The organism is Bacillus mycoides (assembly GCF_018742245.1).
Classification (GTDB): Bacteria; Bacillota; Bacilli; order Bacillales; family Bacillaceae_G; genus Bacillus_A; species Bacillus_A cereus_U.
In genome coordinates, this window is sequence record NZ_CP036132.1 from 4,864,504 (window position 1) to 4,882,132 (window position 17,629).

A 17,629-nucleotide genomic window follows, 5' to 3' on the forward strand; every position below is an offset into this window, starting at 1 on the left:
CCTCCGGAAAAAACACTTTTTTACCGAAGCAAACAAAATAGGCAAGGCTTCTCGCCTTACCTATTCATATCTCAAATGAGATAAAAATTTCATTATATTCGTTTCCTTTATAAGCTTCTGAACAAAAATAGGTTGCTCACTTATAAAAGATAGCTCATGAAATAGTTGTTTCGTAACTTCCTTTCCATCACTCTTAACCGCCAGCATAAATACAAGCGATACCTTCTCTACTCCCCAATCCAATGGTTCCTTAAGCGTAGCGACTGCAATTACGGATTGTTTAATTAGCTTAGGACTTCCATGTGGGATGGCGACTCCTGCTCCAATTGTCGTTGCTGACATTCTATCTCTAGCAATTGCATTTTCAATATACTCTCTCTCTACATATCCCTTTTCATAAAGAGATTTCGCTAATCTTTCAATTAATTCATAACGATGTTCTACTTCTTGTTGTAGGAAGACCAGAAAAGGAGTCGTGTAATTCAATAACACAAAGTCCTTATTTTCATTAGAAAGTGGTTCATCTAACTTCTTCATAAAATCCTCTAATTTATTTTCTTCACTCTGCTCTAATAAAGGAGATACGACATAATGAGGAATCTTTAACTGTGGAAGATCAATCGTAGAAATTATAAGCTCTACCTTCTGATTTTTCATCAAATACTCTTCTAAATCGGACTTTGCTATACAATCCATCACATGAACATACCGAAACTTTCTTTCAATTTTTGTCCGTAATAATTGCGACATTCCTATTCCCATATGACAAACAATAATTACATTTTTCGATACCTTTTTATCACTTAAACGCTCCATCGCTGCCTGAAAATGTAAAGTAATATACGCCGCTTCTTCCTCAGGAATTTGTAAATTTAATATTTTATTTATATCATCCAACTCATGGATTAACATATCAAACATATACGGATACATTCGCTTAATTTCATGAAGCATTGGATTAGAAACAGAAAGATTATATTGCAAACGATTTAATGCCGTATACAGGTGCATCTGCAATCCTTCTAATAAAAATTTATCCTTCCCGAAATCGATTTCATTCAAACTAGACATACGCTCTATTAAATGCGATACAACTTGCGAAAGCACAGGACTACTCACATTGAGCTTATTTCTTTCCCATTCATCTTGATAGCGAAATTTCCCTCCTAAAATATGAATGGCTAAATAAGCCACCTCTTCTTCAGTAAAATGGACTGTAAATACAAACTCTAACCTTGTTAAAAAGTCTAAAGTCCATCCGTATTCTTTCGTCTCTCGTACAATTTTCAAATCCTCTTTAGGCATTGAAATTGGTTGTTTTAACTTCATTCTTCGAACCATAATCAATGTATGTAATAAAAGATTTTCTAACGTATCATCTGTAAAAAATGTAGAATATCTTTTTTGTAACGCTTTCAATTCAGTTATTACAAATTCAATTTCATGATACAAAAATTGCTTTTTAATAAATTGATTCATTAATTCCTGACTATGAATTAAATCGGACAGTTTAGCTAACGCTTTCCTCTTACTTCTCTCTTCTCCTTCTACTGTTAATCCTACCCTTTGCTTTGAAATTAACTCTAATTCCAGTTCCTCAAACCACTTTTCAATTTTATCTAAATCCTTCTTAATCGTAGCTCGATTGACAAAATATCGCATGGCAAGCTCCTGTACCGTAACCGTTTTGACACTCATCAACAAGCTGTACGCAATTTGCAATAATCTCTCTTCATCTGATTCATAACTTATATCCTGTCTTACAGCATACAGTCTATTGAACAAATTCGACTTATCATAATCCTTAATCTCTAAATACACACCTAAACCCGGTTTCCGAATAAGAATTGCATCTGAATACCTTTCTAAATACTCCTCAATCACTTTAAAGTCATTGCGAATCGTCTTCTCAGAACAGCCTACCCTATCAGCAAGCTCCTGCACTAACAAATACTCATTCGGCTCAGATAATAAAACATGTAAAATTTCCTGTTGCCTTTTATTCATCTGCTTCACCTGTCTCTTCTATCCTTTACAAACAGTACGTTACTAACTTAGTGTATTTATCATAACATATTGGTAGATTAGTGAATCGATGGATTTTATTGTTTGGAATTTGTTCATTTTTATATACACAAAAAAACCTCAAAAGTAGTCAAAAAACTACTTTTGAGGTTTTAAAAATTATTATTTCTCATAACCATTAGGTTTCTTCTGATGCCGATTCCACGCATGCTCGATAATCGTCTTTACATTTACATACTCAGGATTCCATCCTAACTTCTCTTTCGCCTTTTGAGAAGAAGCTACTAAGCGCGCTGGATCTCCTGCACGACGTGGCGCTACCTCAGCTGGAATCTCATGATCCGTAACTTCACGAACTGCATCAACAATTTCTTTCACACTGAAGCCATTACCATTTCCTAAATTGTAGAAATCACTTTCTCCACCATTTTGCAGGTCCTTAAGCCCTAAGAAATGAGCTGCCACTAAATCTTCAACATGAATATAATCACGGATACAAGTACCATCTGGTGTATTATAATCATCACCAAACATCATAATCTTCTCACGTTGACCTAACGCCACTTGTAAAACAAGAGGAATTAAATGTGTCTCTGGGCGATGATCTTCCCCAATAATACCACTTGGATTTGCACCAGCCACATTAAAGTATCTGAAAATCTTATAACGTAAATTTGAAGCTTGGCTATACCAATGAAGCATCTTCTCAATCGCTAACTTCGTCTCTCCGTACGTATTCGTCGGATTTGTCATCGTTTCCTCAGTAATAAGGTCTACATCTACCTCACCATAAGTCGCCGCAGTAGAAGAGAAAATAAACTTATCTACTTTAAACTCGTCCATTACTTCTAGCAAGCAAAGTGCACCGAACACATTGTTATTATAATATTGAAGAGGCTTCTCCATACTAACTCCAACTAAAGAATCAGCCGCAAAATGCATAACCGCCTCGATATTTTCTTGTTTAAAAACATCTCTTAAAAATGCTTTATCACGAAGGTCACCCTTATAAAACTTCGCACCTTCCGTAATCGCATCTTCATGACCAGTTTGTAAGTTATCTACTACTACTACAGATAAACCTTCGTCTACTAATTTTTTCACAGCGTGAGAACCGATATAGCCCGCTCCGCCGCAGATTAAGATTGAATTCATTGTTTTCTTCCTACATATATACTAGGATTTCTTAATTACTTTCTTATTATAAAATGTATACGATTTCTCGTATACATTTTATATATCATTCATTACTTAGCTACAAAATAATCCGTTACATATTGTGCCCAAACTTCATGCCCTTTAGCACTTGGGAAACCGAACTCCTCTTGTAAGTACGGTAAAATTGCTTTCGTTGTTGCATCAGGCCATGCTCCCCAATGATCAACATATGTATAACCATTTTGCGTCGCAAATTGTTTTAACGCTTCAATCGATTTCGGATAATTCTTCGCACCATACACTGGGTTTGGTGGTTGAATCATAATTGTAGCGCCCTTTGCACTAGTAGACAGTGCCTGTACAAACTTCTGTGTATTCACAACAGAATTTCCATTACCAGTTTTACTATTATCAGTAATAAATGGTGGCTCAAATAAAATTACATCTGGATTGTCCTTCGCAATCTCTTTATCACGTTTATTCGCGATTAATTCTTCTGTACTTTCACCCTTATATTCCTTTACCGTCACATTCCATATACCTTTACCATAAGAAGCCTCTAAATTAGCAGTTAACTTAGCTGCCCAAGCATCTTTTTCAGATGAAGAAGCTTGATCACCAACAATAACAAAATTTACTGCCTTTTTATCCTCAGCAGCCTTCTTTAACTTCTCTTTCACTGCATCTGGCAAGTTCTTTGCGTATGCTTCATTAAAAGATGCCTTTGCATCTTCTTTTTTCTCTTCTTTCTTCGCTCCGCTATCTTTCACTTCAGCCTTTGTCTTCGTTACTTCGCTCGTTTGCCCTGTTGCATTCGCAACTTTCTTATTCCAATACAATTTACCGCTCACAACCGAAGCAACAAACAGTACAAAAATGAAAAGGACAAGAACTGATTTCTTATTCATCGATTCACCTCATCTATTAATCTCACAACATATAATACTAATATAAATTCATGCAAAAATAAACCCAACTCCTTCCAAAGGAGTTGGGTTCAATACATATTACTTAGTCAATTCAAGATGCGCTTTTAACTTGTTTGTTAAATCTTGTTTTGCTGCATCTGGAACATAGTAGTACCAAATACCGTCAGCGGCTTTGTGACCGTCACCTGGGATTTGGATTTCTTCACTGTTCTGTATACAATCTTTATAGTTCTTTTGAATATCAAACATTTGATCTTGAGTTAGACTTGTTTTTACGTTTTTCTCGATTGCTTTTAATACGTCACCATAGTTTGCCAAAGAAGATACACTTGCACCCTTTTTAATTACTGCTTGGATTACTTGACGTTGGCGCATTTGACGACCAAAGTCACCGCGAGCATCTTGATATCTCATTCTAGAATATAGCAATGCTTTTTCTCCATTTAAATGCAACTCACCTTTTGCATAATGAACGCCATCAATTGTAAAGTCCATATCATTATTAATATCTACTCCACCAACAGCATCTACAATATCTTTAAATCCTTCCATATTCACTTCAATATAGTGATCAACAGGAATATTCAAGAAATTTTCTACTGTTTTTACCGTCATATTAATCCCACCAAAAGCATAAGCATGATTAATCTTATCTTTCTTTCCTTTTCCTATAATCTCTGTATAAGAATCGCGTGGAATACTTGTAATCTTCATCGATTTTTTAGCGGGATTTAGCGTAAATAACATTAAAGAATCCGAACGCCCCTGATCTTCACCACGTTGATCTACACCCATCATTAAAATGGAAATAGGCTTTTTATCAGCTACATCAACTTTTTCTGAACGTTTATCAGATTTATCACGATCTAATGGCTTATGAACTGCATCCAATGTATTAGTTACGTTAGAGTAAACATGATAAGCATATGCTCCTCCTCCAATAATGAGCACACCTATTATACCGAGAATCCAAAATAAAATTTTCTTTTTCATTCTTATACCCTCTTTGCTTATAATTACAAATAAAATACTAAGACCTCTTCATTATATTATAGCAATAACAATAAATGATAAAGCTAAATCATAAAATTAATGTGACCTATTCTATGGATGAGAAACAATCAAAGTCACATTTCCTTTTATAACAAAACTTTCAATTCCGGCTGGAAGAATAAAATGATCTCCTTTTTTTATACTAAATTCCCCACTTACGGTTCTTAACGTCGCTTCACCTTCAATTACACTGGCTAATTGAAATGGTTGATTCTGTTGAAAAGATGCTTCCATTCGAATCTCCCATTTATAAACCGAAAAATACTTTTCTTGTACATATTTAGTGATGATGGCGCCATTCTCTTTTTTAATTTCAGGATAAACCTTATAATCCTCATGAGGAATCATCGATACAGCAATTGATTTTTCAACATGTAGTTCTCGCTTATTTCCATCAACACCAACACGATCATAATCATAAACACGGTATGTAGTATCTGAACTTTGCTGCGTTTCCAACACTAATGTTCCTTCACATAAAGCATGGATAGTTCCACTTGGTACATAGAAAAAATCACCAGGCTTAATTGGTATTCGACGTAGCAATCGATTCCACTCATTATTCTCAATCATACCCTTAAATTCTTCTTTAGTTTGAGCAGTATGCCCGTACACCATTTCAGCATTTTTTTTACAATCAATAATATACCAGCACTCTGTTTTCCCTAACTCACCGTTTTCATGAATATTTGCAAAATCATCATTTGGATGTACTTGTACAGATAAATCCTTTTTTGCATCCAAAATTTTAGTTAATAACGGAAACTGATCAGCTTGATAGTTACCGAATAATGCTCTATGTTCATCCCATAGTTGCTTTAACGTTAAACCTTTATATTTACCGCTCTTTACAATACTTGGTCCATTTAAATGAGCAGAAATTCCCCAGCACTCACCGGTAGTTTGTGAAGGTAACTCATAGTTAAATCCTTTTAAAGATTCCCCCCCCCAAATCCGCTCCTGTAACACTGGTTGAAAAAATAATGGTTCTTTATACAAAATAACTCCACCTCTAGTTGCACTTACTACTAATTTTTACTTCTTTAAATAACAAACTTCCTCTATTTCATTCCATTGCATATAAATCCGAACAATATCTTCCTCAACTAATTCGCTACCTGATTGCACTTCAATAAATTCTAAATCTGTAACAGCCTTAATCGCATGTTTTTGCCTCGGCTGAATTTCTAATACATCCCCAGGACGAACAACTCGTATTTCATCATCTAATACAAAAATCCCTTCACCTTTTACTATTGTCCAAACTTCACTTCTATTATTATGGTATTGGTAGCTTAGATTTTTACTAGCTGTAATACCTATACGCTTTGTTAACACTTCATTCCCATCATCATATTTAGTATGATCTAGCACACGATACCATCCCCAGCGACGCTCTTCATACATTGGTCTTTGATCCCAATCTCCCACTAATTCTTTCACTCGAGGGCTTGCGTCCTTTTCTGAAACTAAAATACCATCTGGGCTAGCAGCTACAATTATGTTAGAAAGGCCTAATACAGAAACTGGGATATCTAACTCATTAATAATATGATTTTGCTCACATTCAATTCCCATATTTCCCTTACCAAGGACGTTCGTTCCCATTTCTTCCGTAAGGGTATTCCAAGTTCCAAGATCTTTCCATGAACCATTATAAGGTAATGCAATAATATTCTCTGTTTTTTCTACCACTTCATAGTCAAAACTTATCTTTGGTAAACTTGCATATTGTTGGACTAATACATCATATTGAACAGGAAGCCCTTTTTGATCTAATAAGGAGATAATTTTATCTAATTTAAATGCAAATACACCACAATTCCAAAGTGCATTTTGTTTTAGCAATCCTTCAGCTTCTGCAGTTACTGGCTTTTCTTTAAAATGACTTACTTGAATAATTTCCTGTGTACTTGCCTCTACATTGGGAACAATATAACCATATTTCTCGGATGGATATGTAGGTGTAACCCCCATTAAACCTAAATCTGCATTTGAAGAGTTTAGTGCTTTCTCTAAATCTAGTAACCTTTCAAAGAAACTATTTTCTACGTATGGATCTACAGGTAATACACCTACAACCTCATTCAAATCAACGTGCTCTTTAGAGTATAAATATGAAGCTGCAAGAGCAATTGCCGGAAATGTATCACGACGCTCTGGTTCAATGATAATAGGTACATCATTTCCTAACTGACTATTAATCATATCTACTTGAGATTTACTTGTAGCAATAACTGCATCATTTTCAATCCCTAAGCTTTTTAATTGTCCCCATACCCTTTGAACCATAGATTGCATTTCATCATTCTCATTTTTAAGTACTTTTAAAAATTGCTTAGAACGCGAATCATTTGATAATGGCCATAAACGTTTTCCTGAACCACCAGATAATAATATTAATTTCATATTTCCACTCCCTTACAAAAAATAAAAAAAGGTGAAGATATTATCTCCTCACCCTAGAAATTTTTCTTTATATTTTTCCTCTACAATACTTCTAATCTCTTCTCTAAATCTTTCTGGCGAAAATCTTATAGCATTCTCTCTACAATTAGATGGAGTAAACTTATCATAGCTTTGTTCAAATTCTTTAACCTTCTCAACAATACTTTCAATAGTCTGCTCTTTAAAGAATAGACCAGTTGGTTTCTCATGATTTAAATCTAAAACAGTTTCTGTAGCTCCACCCTTACCATATGTAATAACAGGTGTACCACAAGCCTGTGCCTCCACTGGTGTAATACCAAAATCCTCTTCTGCAGCAAAGACGAATGCTTTTGCACGCTGCATGTGTTCTTTCAACACCTCAAATGATTGATACCCTAAAATCTGGACATTCGCTTTAGCCTTTGCCTTCACCTTCTCAAAATCCGGTCCATCACCAATTACAATCAATTTTTTATCTGGCATATGGGCAAATGCTTCAACAATTAAATCAATTTTCTTATATGGCACCATACGTGATGCAGTCACATAAAAATCTTCTTTTTGTTCATGCAGTGTAAATGCAGAGATATCAACAGGTGGATAAATAACATCCGATTCTCTTCTATACACTTTCCATATTCTACGTCCGATAAACTTCGAATTACCTACAAAGTAGTCTACGCCATTTGCAGTACGGTAATCCCAATTTCTTATTTTATGTAAAATAGATTTTGTTAACAGTCCCTTAAGACCTTTTTCTAATTTTGCTTCTTTTAAATATTGGTGCTGTAAATCCCATGCGTAACGAATAGGTGAATGTACATAAGATATGTGCAACTGATCTGGTCCTGTTAAAACCCCTTTTGCTACAGCATGAGAACTAGAAAGGATAACATCATACTTTGATAAATCTAACTGTTCAATAGCCAAAGGCATTAAAGGAAGATAATTTCTGTATTTTTTCTTCGCGAAAGGTAACTTCTGAACAAATGTTGTACTAACCTCTTTGTTCTTAATAAATCCTCGCTCTTTTTCATCTAAAAAATCTACTAAACTAAACAAATCTGCTTCTGGAAATACTTCAAGCATCTGCTCTAATACTTTTTCTGCACCAGCGTATGTTACAAGCCAGTCATGAACTATTGCTATTTTCATTTTAAAATTCTCCTATAACATCTTTATATGCTCTAATAGCTTCATAGCTGCATCATTCCAATTATATTTCTCCACAAATTGCTGCGCCTCTTTTTTCGAATTCGAACTTTTCGATTGATCAACTAATTGGATTTTTTCTGCAAGGTCATTCGCATTGGTTGGATCAAAATATGTGGCATGCTCACCACATATTTCAGGGATGCAAGCAGCGTTAGAAGCGATAACCGGACACCCCATCGCCATTGCTTCTAATGGAGGTAATCCAAATCCCTCATATATTGAAGGGAATAAAAATACTTTTGCATTTTTATATAATGTGACCAACTCCTCGTCACTAACATATCCCGTCCATATAATATCCTGGTCGGATTCCATATTTTCATTTGCAAAAACTTTTGATTGTTTTCCTCCAACAATAACAACTTGTGCCTTAAGACTTGTCATACTAGTCATTGCTTCTGCAATGACTTTAAAGTTTTTATTAGGGTTCATACTACTTACAGCTAAAATATATTCCCCTGATGTCAACTGGTGTTTTTCTAGAATACTTTCCTCGGGTTTTCTTTCCCAAATATGATCTATTCCATTGTAAATAACATCTATTTTAGATTTCATACTAGGAAAATAACTAACTAGTTCTCTTTTCGAAAAATTTGAAACTGTAATAATTTTTTTAGCTGATTTCGACAATTTGCTATATAAAAAACGGTACCATAATAAAAATGCTTTTGAAAAGCCTTCTGGATAAGTACATACTGCGGCATCATGAATCATTACAATTTGATTTTTTTTATATATTGGTCCTGTATTGCAAAAGTTTATAAGTATATTATTTTGAGTATAAATAGGTAGAATTAATTGTTCCCACAAATGCCCTTTTAAAATACCTATTTTTTTTATTTTTATATTTTCTAACTTCAATGTCTTAATTGTATCTTTTGGTACTAAAATAATAACCTCTAATTCATTTTCACATTTAAGTGTATTTAATAATACATCTATTTCCTTTACAAGTTCTTCCGCTACCCTTTGAACCCCCGTAGTTTTTTGTGTTAAAAATCTACCATTTATATAAATTCTCATTTGACATTACCTCTTAACTAAAATTACCTACTTTTAAAACTTAACATTTTCTTGCTTCTTTTTTAAATAAATTAAATAGAAACAAAATATAAGTAAATTCACATTTAAATTTATTAAAAATAAACCCTTCATTTCAATTATTAAAAGATAAATACTTATGGTAGTAGCAATACTCATAGAAAATAAATTATATTTAAAAGCTCTTTGTATTAAAAAGATATAAAACCCATAAAACCCTATAGTCATAACTATCCCAAAATAAAACATTAATCTTAGATATCCAACATCTATATTTTTATAATAGGAAAATGATTCAAACCAATAATTATAAGTATCTCCTATTAACCGACCATCTCCAAAAATAAATGTTTTAGCATTATCGGGCAACGTTTTATACATCTCTAGAAGCTCATTGGTACTACTCGTACTTACTTTTCCAGTGCCCCCAAAGCTATACAATATCTCAAAGGCCCATTGAAACCATAGGAAATACGGACTATTTTGATCTACTAAGATAGATACTGCAAGAACTATCCCTACCATTATTATTATTAAAGAACCTAAAAATAACCTGTAATTTTCTTTTTTTTCACCTATTATAGTTTTTATAAAAACTATAATTAATGAAAGTGCTATACCTATACTACCAGTCCTACCTGCTAGCATTACACTAATAGCTATAAGCACATAAGCTATTAAATAAATCATTACATACTTTAATTGAATTTGTTTTAACATATAGACAATAAAGAATAATATAATAGATTGTACTATGGTTAACGAGAATGTAGTAGCTAACGCTAATCCATACCCTCTCATTTCATTGTTTTGCATAAACACTATCGCATCACTAAGAAAATTATTAGCAATTAAATTTCTAATATTTTCATTAAAAAACATTGCTAAAGAAATTAAGGACTGTATAAACCCAGTGAAAATAATGATGTTTAAAAAGGTATATTTATTCCTCAATTTCACATAATAACTATCAATAACACCAGCCATACCTATAAATAATATACTTATTTCAACAAAATAATAAGTCAGCCCTCGATCACCATGAGGAGGTGCTTGAAATAATATTTGTAAAATAGCAACCAAAATAAATAATCCTAGACAAATTATAATTTTGATATGCTCAATATTATATCCTTTACAATTATCAATTATATACTTCAAGAAAAAAAATCCTAATATTACCAATGGAATGTTGATTACCTTTCCAAAAACTATAGGACGTATATCATATAAAAATACAAAAACTAATAAAAAAGGTATTACATATTTATTAAAAAACATGCTATATCTCCTTGTTAAATATACTTTCTATTTGCTCAAAAGAATTTTTACTATCAAACTTCCATAAATCATTTGTGCAGTTATATAAAAATTTCTCTTTATTTTTAAAATCCCTAAAAATATAATCCATAGCATTTACTAGTTCTTCTTTGTTTTGTTTTTCAAATAGAATTCCATTTTCCATATGGTTTACTATTTCATTTACTCCCCCAACATTACTAGCTATTACAGGTACATTTAATGATAATGCCTCAATTAAAACGCCTGGTAACGCCTCGGTATTTGATGGTAGTACAAAAACATCACTTTGTTTTATATATGGATATGGATTTTTTTGATACCCTAAAAAAGCGACTCTATCCTCTATCCCTAAGGATTTAGATAATTCTACTAAGTTCCCTTTTTCATCACCTTCACCAATAATTAATAACTTAACATCATAATTTTTCTGGGTACTACTTACAGCCTCTAACAGTAATCCTATATTTTTTTCTGAAGATAACCTTCCTACAAAAACTATCTTATATTTATTTTTCATTTTCAACTCAATGTCCATCATCGCTTTTAGGGCTATGTCATTATAATTATTGGGATTGTATATCACCTCGAGCTTATCCCCTTTAAAAGGAAGTGGATAAATCTCTTTGACTTTTTCGCTAATATTTTTAGATACACATATTACTTTATCTATATATAGGTATAACTTATTCCCTATTTTTTTATGAATTATTCTTTTTAAAAAATTGGTTGGATTTTTACTCAAATCTGTATGTATCCATGAAATGGATCTGATTCCTAAATATTTATTAATTTTGGCAACTATATACGTCGGATAATACTCAGTATAACCAACAACTAAATCATACCCCTGAAATGTCTGTTTTATCTGCTTCTTACTAAAAAATAGCCTTAGTTTTTTATACGCTCTCAATATGTTGCCATTTCCATTCGAAATACATGATTCAACTCTAATCTCGTTAGGAATCTCATTAAGTAATTCACCATCATTTACAATTAAATATAAAGTAATATCATATTTTTGTTTATCTAATCCTTTTAAATAATCTATTAATGTCTTAGGTCCACCACCTATAGACATATCAGTCATAATAAATAAAATCTTTTTCTTTTTCATAAGTATTCCCTCTAATAAAATCTAGAAAATTCTATACCCTTATTTTTTTATAAAACCCTTTAAGCTTATCATAGCTCCAATATATAAGAGGTATAGATATAATTAAATTCTTAATTTTATATTTTAAAGATTTTTTTTCAAACTTATTATAATAATAACGAAAATCTTCTACTAAATTATAATTAAAACTCCCCTTAATCCCATCACTATATACTGAGTGTAATCCTCTAGAAATATCAATATTGTTAAATTTCGATTCTAAATTTAACAATAACTTCTCTTGATCTCTTATCATTCGTATAAACTTTTGAGGTTCTCTACTTAGCGATCCACTACATAGTCTATAATAAATTAAAGGTTGTTCTATCAAAGCTATCTTATATTTAAAGGCAATTTTCAACCACATTTGATAGTCTTCAAATACATAATCCGAACTATATCCACCTAATTCTTCCAATATAGATTTCCTTAAAAGAACAGAAGGTGCGGGAATAAATGAACCAAAATCAATTAGTTCCTGAAATACATTGCCTTTATATAAATTTTGCTCCTCGCTAAATCTACTAATAATATTATTATTCACGTCAAAAATTGAAGCCTTTTCTTTTATAATAAAACCATCACTATATACTAAGCCAATCTCTGAATCTCTTTCCAGTTCACTAACCTTAAATTCTATATTTGTCTCATGCATCATATCATCTGAAGCAAATATATATATATATTCCCCCATAGATAGTTCAATAGCTTGATTACAATTATAAATAAGGCCCTTATTCACAGTTCTATTAATATAGGTAACTCTAGAAAACCTATTCTCAAGTTCATTCATCCACTCCAAAATAACTCTATGCGAATTATCAGTAGAATTATCATTAATTAAAATTAATTCTATATTTTTGTAAGTTTGCTTAGTTATAGATTTAAAGTAATCCTCTAAGTACAATTCATGATTATAGACAGGTGTACAAATTGAAACAAGTGCACTCAATTATTAATTCCTACTTTCAAAAAATTTTTTAGTATAATTTTTTTATAAATTATCACCATCAAAAAGAAATACACTACATATGTTGTTGTATATGCAATAGTAGCCCCAATTTCAGGAAAATAATATATATATATGTGTGATGATGATATATATATCACGGAGGAGATAATTTCTGTGATAATAAATGTTTTTGTCATAGCTTTTGCGATCATTAAAAAGCCTAAAATCCAACTAGCCATTTTAAAGAAATCTCCTATTAATTGATATAGAAATAAATCTCTCATCTCATAAAATTCTTTTGTAAAGAGAATCGATATTATAATATCTTTCATGTAGTATATTAAAACACAACTAATGAACACAAATGGCAACACTAAGCGATAACTTTTTCTGATTTCTTCTTTTAATTCTTTAACTTTTTTTATCTCCGATAACCTTGGTAAATAATACGTTGTTAGGGCTGTTGTAACTACTAATAAATACATGCTTGATATCCGATTCATCGCTTCCCAATATCCAGCATACTGTAAAGAAACTTTTTCAATAATCATATTACGAATAACTAATTGTGTAATAGGAACACATAACATTGTAGTTAAAGACATTAATGAATACTGAAAAAACTTCTTATAAATTACCTTTGAATAAGCAAATTCCCAATTAAAATCCCCAATAACCTTTTTCTTATAAAAATAAAACCCTGTTACAATAACCACTATTGATTGGACTAATATAAGTGCAATTAATGCACCATATAAACCATAAAATATTGTTAAAAACGTACTTAATACTAACGAAATTATACTACCTAAAATATTTGCTCCGATATATATCTTTATTTCTTTTAATCCATTTAAAAGAGCTAGTAAATACGTATTCAAACTTATAAATAACAAATTAACACTTAAAACAACAAAAATACCCTTATAATTCACATTAGATAAAGAATATACAGCTAACCATTCTTGAAAAATAAAAATAAGTACTCCAATCAAAAGTGAGCAACAAATAGTTATCACCAAACTAGATTGAATAAACTGATTCCTTTTTTTTATATCACCATTATATTCTGAAATATATTTTGTAATTCCGGAAGAAATCCCACCTGATCCCAGTGTTACTAGTGAATTTAATATATTCTGGAATTGCCCAATCAGGGCAATTCCAGATGGTCCAATATATATAGCTATTATTTTATTTATTATTAAATTTGAAGCCATTTTAATCAAAGTTGCAATTCCAGATAAGAAGCTCGTCTTCAATAAATTCATAATATTCTACTCTCTACGAAATTAATATTGATTAATTTTCTCAATAATTTTTTCTACTTCTTCCATACTTATAACTGGAGAGATTGGTAAGCTTAAAACTTGTTCATGCATATTTTCAGTAATTGGATAACTTAAATTGCTCCACTCTTGATATGCTTCTTGTTTATGTGGTGGAATAGGATAATGAATCATAGTTTGAATCCCATTTTCTTGTAAAAACTGCTGTAGACTCGCTCTATTTTCAGTTTTAATAATAAATAAATGCCAAACATGAGATTTTCTATCACCGTTTTCTACTACAGGCAGTTCAACCTTAGGGTTTTTAATATTATTAAGATAGTATTCGGCAACTTTTCTTCTATGTTCATTTTGTTGATCCAAATGGCCTAATTTTATATTCAAAATGGCAGCCTGTAATTCGTCTAAACGACTATTCATGCCCTTAAATAAATTTTCATATTTAACATGCGAACCATAATTTCGTAAAGCTCTAATTTTTTCTACTAATACACTATCATTAGTTGTAATAGCTCCACCGTCTCCAAGAGCCCCTAAATTTTTGCCTGGATAAAAACTAAATCCAGCGGCATCTCCTAGGTTACCTGTCCGCTTCTCATTGTAAATAGCTCCATGTGCTTGAGCTGCATCTTCAATTACTTTTAAATTATATTTTTCCGCAATTTTATTAATTGCATCCATATTTGCGGCTTGTCCACATAAATGAACTGCCATAATAGCTTTTGTTTTTGAAGATACTTTTTCTTCAATTTGTTGAGGATTAATATTGAACGTCTCTACTTGAGGTTCAACTAAAATAGGAGTTGCTCCATTTGCGGAAATGGCCAAAATACTCGCTATATATGTATTAGCGGGTACAATTACCTCATCACCCTTACCTATTCCATATGCTCTTAAAATTAAAATTAAAGCATCCAAGCCATTTGCCACACCAACAGCATATTTTGTACCGCAATATGCTGCAAATTTTTCTTCGAATTCAGTTACTTCTTTCCCTAGAACATACCATCCACTTTCTAATACACGCTTCATCGCTTCTTCAATTTCATTTTTATGCTGCAAATTTATTTGTTTTAAATCTAAAAATGGTATCACCTTTTACGCTCCACTCTTAATTATTTTTGACAAATCTTTTTTACAAACTGAACAAGTATAATTACAATCTAATTTTTCACCACATTCACATACGTGACCTTTAAATACAGCCGGATTTCCATACCATAATGTATAAGGTGGAATATCCTTTGTTACTACAGAACCCGCTCCAACCATTGCATACTTTCCTATTTTATTTCCAGCAATAATAGTCGAATTTGCACCGATAGATGCATACTCCTCTACAATCGTTGCTTCGAAACTATCAGGATATCTCTTAGAGCGTGGTGTCAAATCGTTTGTAAAAGTAACATTAGGACCTATAAATACACTATTTCCCAACCTCACACCATCCCAAATATATACTCCAGATTTAATTGTTACATTATCTCCAAGTACAACATCATTTTCAATAAATGTATGATCATTAATGTTGCAGTTTCGTCCAATTTTTGCTCCTGCTAAAATATGTGTGAAAGCCCAAATCCTTGTATCATCTCCAATTTCAACAGATTCTACAAGTGCCTGTTCATGCTTAAAATATTTATTATTACACATAACTTTTACTCCCTGTGTATGATAAAAACTCTTCATAGTTCCTTAAATAATCTTCCTCATCATACAGTTCACTAGCTAGAACCATCAGCACACAGTCATTTGAAAAATCATACATTTCTCGCCAAATCAATTTATCAACATATAGTCCCTGAGCAGGAGAATCTAATTCAAAAACTTTTTTCTGATCGCCATCGTCTAACAATATTTTACAAGATCCATGTAAAACTATCAGAACCTGCTTCAAATCTTTATGCGCATGATATCCTCTTCTAAGTTCATTCTTCACATCATAAATATAGTAAACTCGTTTAATATTAAAAGGAATAGTATCATTTTCCTCTAAAGCTATTAATGCGCCTCGTTCATCTTTCATGATTGGAAAATCAAATAATTTTGCCTCCATTCAAACGCACCTCAATTCTTCAAGTATTTTTCTATATACCAATTAACCGTTTTTTCAATTCCAGTTTCAAAAGTTTCTTCAGGTTTCCACCCGAGTTCTGTCATTAGTTTAGCAGCATCAATTGCATAACGGAAATCGTGCCCTGGGCGATCTGTAACAAATTCTACTTGATTAAAATAACTCTTCTCTTTAGGGTACTTTTTATCTAAAATCCGACAAATTGTTTCCGCAACTTCCATATTTGTTTTTTCATTGTTTCCACCGACTACATATGTTTCACCAGTTACTCCTTCATGAAATACCAAATCAATTGCCTGACAATGATCTAATACATATAACCAATCTCTTACGTTTGTACCCTTACCATAAATAGGTAATTTCTCACCATTAAGAGCCTTACGAATCAGAGTTGGGATAAGTTTTTCATCATGCTGTTTTGGCCCATAATTATTTGAGCAATTTGTAGTAACTACATTCATCCCATATGTATGGAAATAACTTCTTACAAATAAATCTGATCCAGCTTTACTTGCACTATACGGACTATTCGGGGCATAAGGTGTTTCTTCAGAAAAGTACCCTTCCTCGTTTAAAGTACCATATACTTCATCCGTTGAGATGTGATGGAAACGTGAGTTTATATATTCTTCTTTATATTTAAACGGTTTATCCATCCACTGTTGTCTCGCACTTTCTAATAAATTTAAAGTTCCTAGCACATTTGTTTCTGCAAAGACTAAAGGATTTTTAATTGAGTTATCTACATGTGATTCTGCTGCAAAATGAATTACATGTCGAATATCATAAGTTTTAAATAATGATTTAACAAAATCTTTATCTCTTAAATCACCTTTAATAAAAATACTATTCTTATGCCCTTCAACTTCCTTTAAATTGCTTATATCCCCTGCATATGTTAGTAGATCAATGTTAACAATTCTATATTTTGAATACTTTTCTAAAAAATAAGGAATAAAGTTTGAGCCAATAAATCCAGCGCCGCCGGTAACTAAAATTGTTTCCATC

General features: G+C 32.0%; 16 protein-coding genes. All 16 read right to left on the reverse strand.

The features are described 5' to 3' along the window. Nucleotides 1–60 precede the first annotated feature (60 nt). Nucleotides 61–2,007 carry a BglG family transcription antiterminator gene (locus EXW56_RS25075; protein WP_215597059.1) on the reverse strand — a complete coding sequence of 649 codons (1,947 nt, stop codon included), beginning with the start codon at nt 2,005–2,007 and terminating at the stop codon, nt 61–63. A 180-nt stretch (nt 2,008–2,187) separates the two neighbouring features. Continuing rightward, the gene (galE, locus tag EXW56_RS25080) at nt 2,188–3,180 is read right to left on the reverse strand and encodes a UDP-glucose 4-epimerase GalE (RefSeq protein ID WP_215597060.1); all 993 of its coding nucleotides are present in this window, start codon (nt 3,178–3,180) and stop codon (nt 2,188–2,190) included. A gap of 92 nt (nt 3,181–3,272) precedes the next feature. After that, entirely contained in the window at nt 3,273–4,091 is an 819-nt protein-coding gene (locus EXW56_RS25085; protein WP_215597061.1) for an SGNH/GDSL hydrolase family protein, read from the reverse strand. Nucleotides 4,092–4,190: 99 nt separating this feature from the next. Next, on the reverse strand, nt 4,191–5,105 hold the full coding sequence (gene tagU / locus EXW56_RS25090) for a polyisoprenyl-teichoic acid--peptidoglycan teichoic acid transferase TagU (RefSeq protein ID WP_215597062.1): 915 nt from the start codon (nt 5,103–5,105) through the stop codon (nt 4,191–4,193). A gap of 111 nt (nt 5,106–5,216) precedes the next feature. Further along, nucleotides 5,217–6,164, reverse strand: a complete 948-nt coding sequence (gene manA / locus EXW56_RS25095) for a mannose-6-phosphate isomerase, class I (protein ID WP_215597063.1) — start codon at nt 6,162–6,164, stop codon at nt 5,217–5,219. Between the two features lie 36 nt (nt 6,165–6,200). Next, nucleotides 6,201–7,574 carry a sugar phosphate nucleotidyltransferase gene (locus EXW56_RS25100; RefSeq protein ID WP_215597064.1) on the reverse strand — a complete coding sequence of 458 codons (1,374 nt, stop codon included), beginning with the start codon at nt 7,572–7,574 and terminating at the stop codon, nt 6,201–6,203. Nucleotides 7,575–7,622: 48 nt separating this feature from the next. Beyond that, the gene (locus tag EXW56_RS25105; protein ID WP_215597065.1) at nt 7,623–8,750 is read right to left on the reverse strand and encodes a glycosyltransferase family 4 protein; all 1,128 of its coding nucleotides are present in this window, start codon (nt 8,748–8,750) and stop codon (nt 7,623–7,625) included. A 12-nt stretch (nt 8,751–8,762) separates the two neighbouring features. After that, the gene (locus EXW56_RS25110) at nt 8,763–9,833 is read right to left on the reverse strand and encodes a glycosyltransferase family 4 protein (RefSeq protein WP_215597066.1); all 1,071 of its coding nucleotides are present in this window, start codon (nt 9,831–9,833) and stop codon (nt 8,763–8,765) included. 33 nt (nt 9,834–9,866) lie between these two features. Continuing rightward, on the reverse strand, nt 9,867–11,132 hold the full coding sequence (locus EXW56_RS25115; RefSeq protein WP_215597067.1) for a hypothetical protein: 1,266 nt from the start codon (nt 11,130–11,132) through the stop codon (nt 9,867–9,869). 1 nt (nt 11,133) lies between these two features. After that, complete coding sequence (locus tag EXW56_RS25120; protein ID WP_215597068.1) at nt 11,134–12,267, reverse strand: glycosyltransferase; 1,134 nt, start codon at nt 12,265–12,267, stop codon at nt 11,134–11,136. A gap of 31 nt (nt 12,268–12,298) precedes the next feature. Beyond that, nucleotides 12,299–13,258: a glycosyltransferase family 2 protein gene (locus tag EXW56_RS25125; protein ID WP_215597069.1), complete on the reverse strand. Its 960-nt coding sequence runs from the start codon at nt 13,256–13,258 to the stop codon at nt 12,299–12,301. Beyond that, on the reverse strand, nt 13,255–14,529 hold the full coding sequence (locus EXW56_RS25130) for an O-antigen translocase (RefSeq protein ID WP_215597070.1): 1,275 nt from the start codon (nt 14,527–14,529) through the stop codon (nt 13,255–13,257). The genes EXW56_RS25125 and EXW56_RS25130 overlap by 4 nt, the downstream gene beginning before the upstream one ends. A 21-nt stretch (nt 14,530–14,550) precedes the next feature. Continuing rightward, the gene (locus EXW56_RS25135) at nt 14,551–15,642 is read right to left on the reverse strand and encodes a DegT/DnrJ/EryC1/StrS family aminotransferase (RefSeq protein WP_215597071.1); all 1,092 of its coding nucleotides are present in this window, start codon (nt 15,640–15,642) and stop codon (nt 14,551–14,553) included. A 3-nt stretch (nt 15,643–15,645) separates the two neighbouring features. After that, nucleotides 15,646–16,200, reverse strand: a complete 555-nt coding sequence (locus tag EXW56_RS25140; RefSeq protein ID WP_215597072.1) for an acyltransferase — start codon at nt 16,198–16,200, stop codon at nt 15,646–15,648. Continuing rightward, nucleotides 16,193–16,603 carry a sugar 3,4-ketoisomerase gene (locus EXW56_RS25145; protein WP_215597073.1) on the reverse strand — a complete coding sequence of 137 codons (411 nt, stop codon included), beginning with the start codon at nt 16,601–16,603 and terminating at the stop codon, nt 16,193–16,195. The genes EXW56_RS25140 and EXW56_RS25145 overlap by 8 nt, the downstream gene beginning before the upstream one ends. An 11-nt stretch (nt 16,604–16,614) precedes the next feature. Further along, nucleotides 16,615–17,628, reverse strand: a complete 1,014-nt coding sequence (gene rfbB / locus EXW56_RS25150) for a dTDP-glucose 4,6-dehydratase (RefSeq protein WP_215597074.1) — start codon at nt 17,626–17,628, stop codon at nt 16,615–16,617. Between the last annotated feature and the right edge of the window lies 1 nt (nt 17,629).

What these genes read in the sequence shown, in the direction of transcription:
- EXW56_RS25075 (WP_215597059.1), bottom strand. Translation starts at nt 2,007, where the DNA reads ATGAATAAAAGGCAACAGGAAATTTTACATGTTTTATTATCTGAGCCG.
- galE (WP_215597060.1), bottom strand. Translation starts at nt 3,180, where the DNA reads ATGAATTCAATCTTAATCTGCGGCGGAGCGGGCTATATCGGTTCTCAC.
- EXW56_RS25085 (WP_215597061.1), bottom strand. Translation starts at nt 4,091, where the DNA reads ATGAATAAGAAATCAGTTCTTGTCCTTTTCATTTTTGTACTGTTTGTT.
- tagU (WP_215597062.1), bottom strand. Translation starts at nt 5,105, where the DNA reads ATGAAAAAGAAAATTTTATTTTGGATTCTCGGTATAATAGGTGTGCTC.
- EXW56_RS25100 (WP_215597064.1), bottom strand. Translation starts at nt 7,574, where the DNA reads ATGAAATTAATATTATTATCTGGTGGTTCAGGAAAACGTTTATGGCCA.
- EXW56_RS25105 (WP_215597065.1), bottom strand. Translation starts at nt 8,750, where the DNA reads ATGAAAATAGCAATAGTTCATGACTGGCTTGTAACATACGCTGGTGCA.
- EXW56_RS25110 (WP_215597066.1), bottom strand. Translation starts at nt 9,833, where the DNA reads ATGAGAATTTATATAAATGGTAGATTTTTAACACAAAAAACTACGGGG.
- EXW56_RS25115 (WP_215597067.1), bottom strand. Translation starts at nt 11,132, where the DNA reads ATGTTTTTTAATAAATATGTAATACCTTTTTTATTAGTTTTTGTATTT.
- EXW56_RS25120 (WP_215597068.1), bottom strand. Translation starts at nt 12,267, where the DNA reads ATGAAAAAGAAAAAGATTTTATTTATTATGACTGATATGTCTATAGGT.
- EXW56_RS25130 (WP_215597070.1), bottom strand. Translation starts at nt 14,529, where the DNA reads ATGAATTTATTGAAGACGAGCTTCTTATCTGGAATTGCAACTTTGATT.
- EXW56_RS25140 (WP_215597072.1), bottom strand. Translation starts at nt 16,200, where the DNA reads ATGTGTAATAATAAATATTTTAAGCATGAACAGGCACTTGTAGAATCT.
- EXW56_RS25145 (WP_215597073.1), bottom strand. Translation starts at nt 16,603, where the DNA reads ATGGAGGCAAAATTATTTGATTTTCCAATCATGAAAGATGAACGAGGC.
- rfbB (WP_215597074.1), bottom strand. Translation starts at nt 17,628, where the DNA reads ATGGAAACAATTTTAGTTACCGGCGGCGCTGGATTTATTGGCTCAAAC.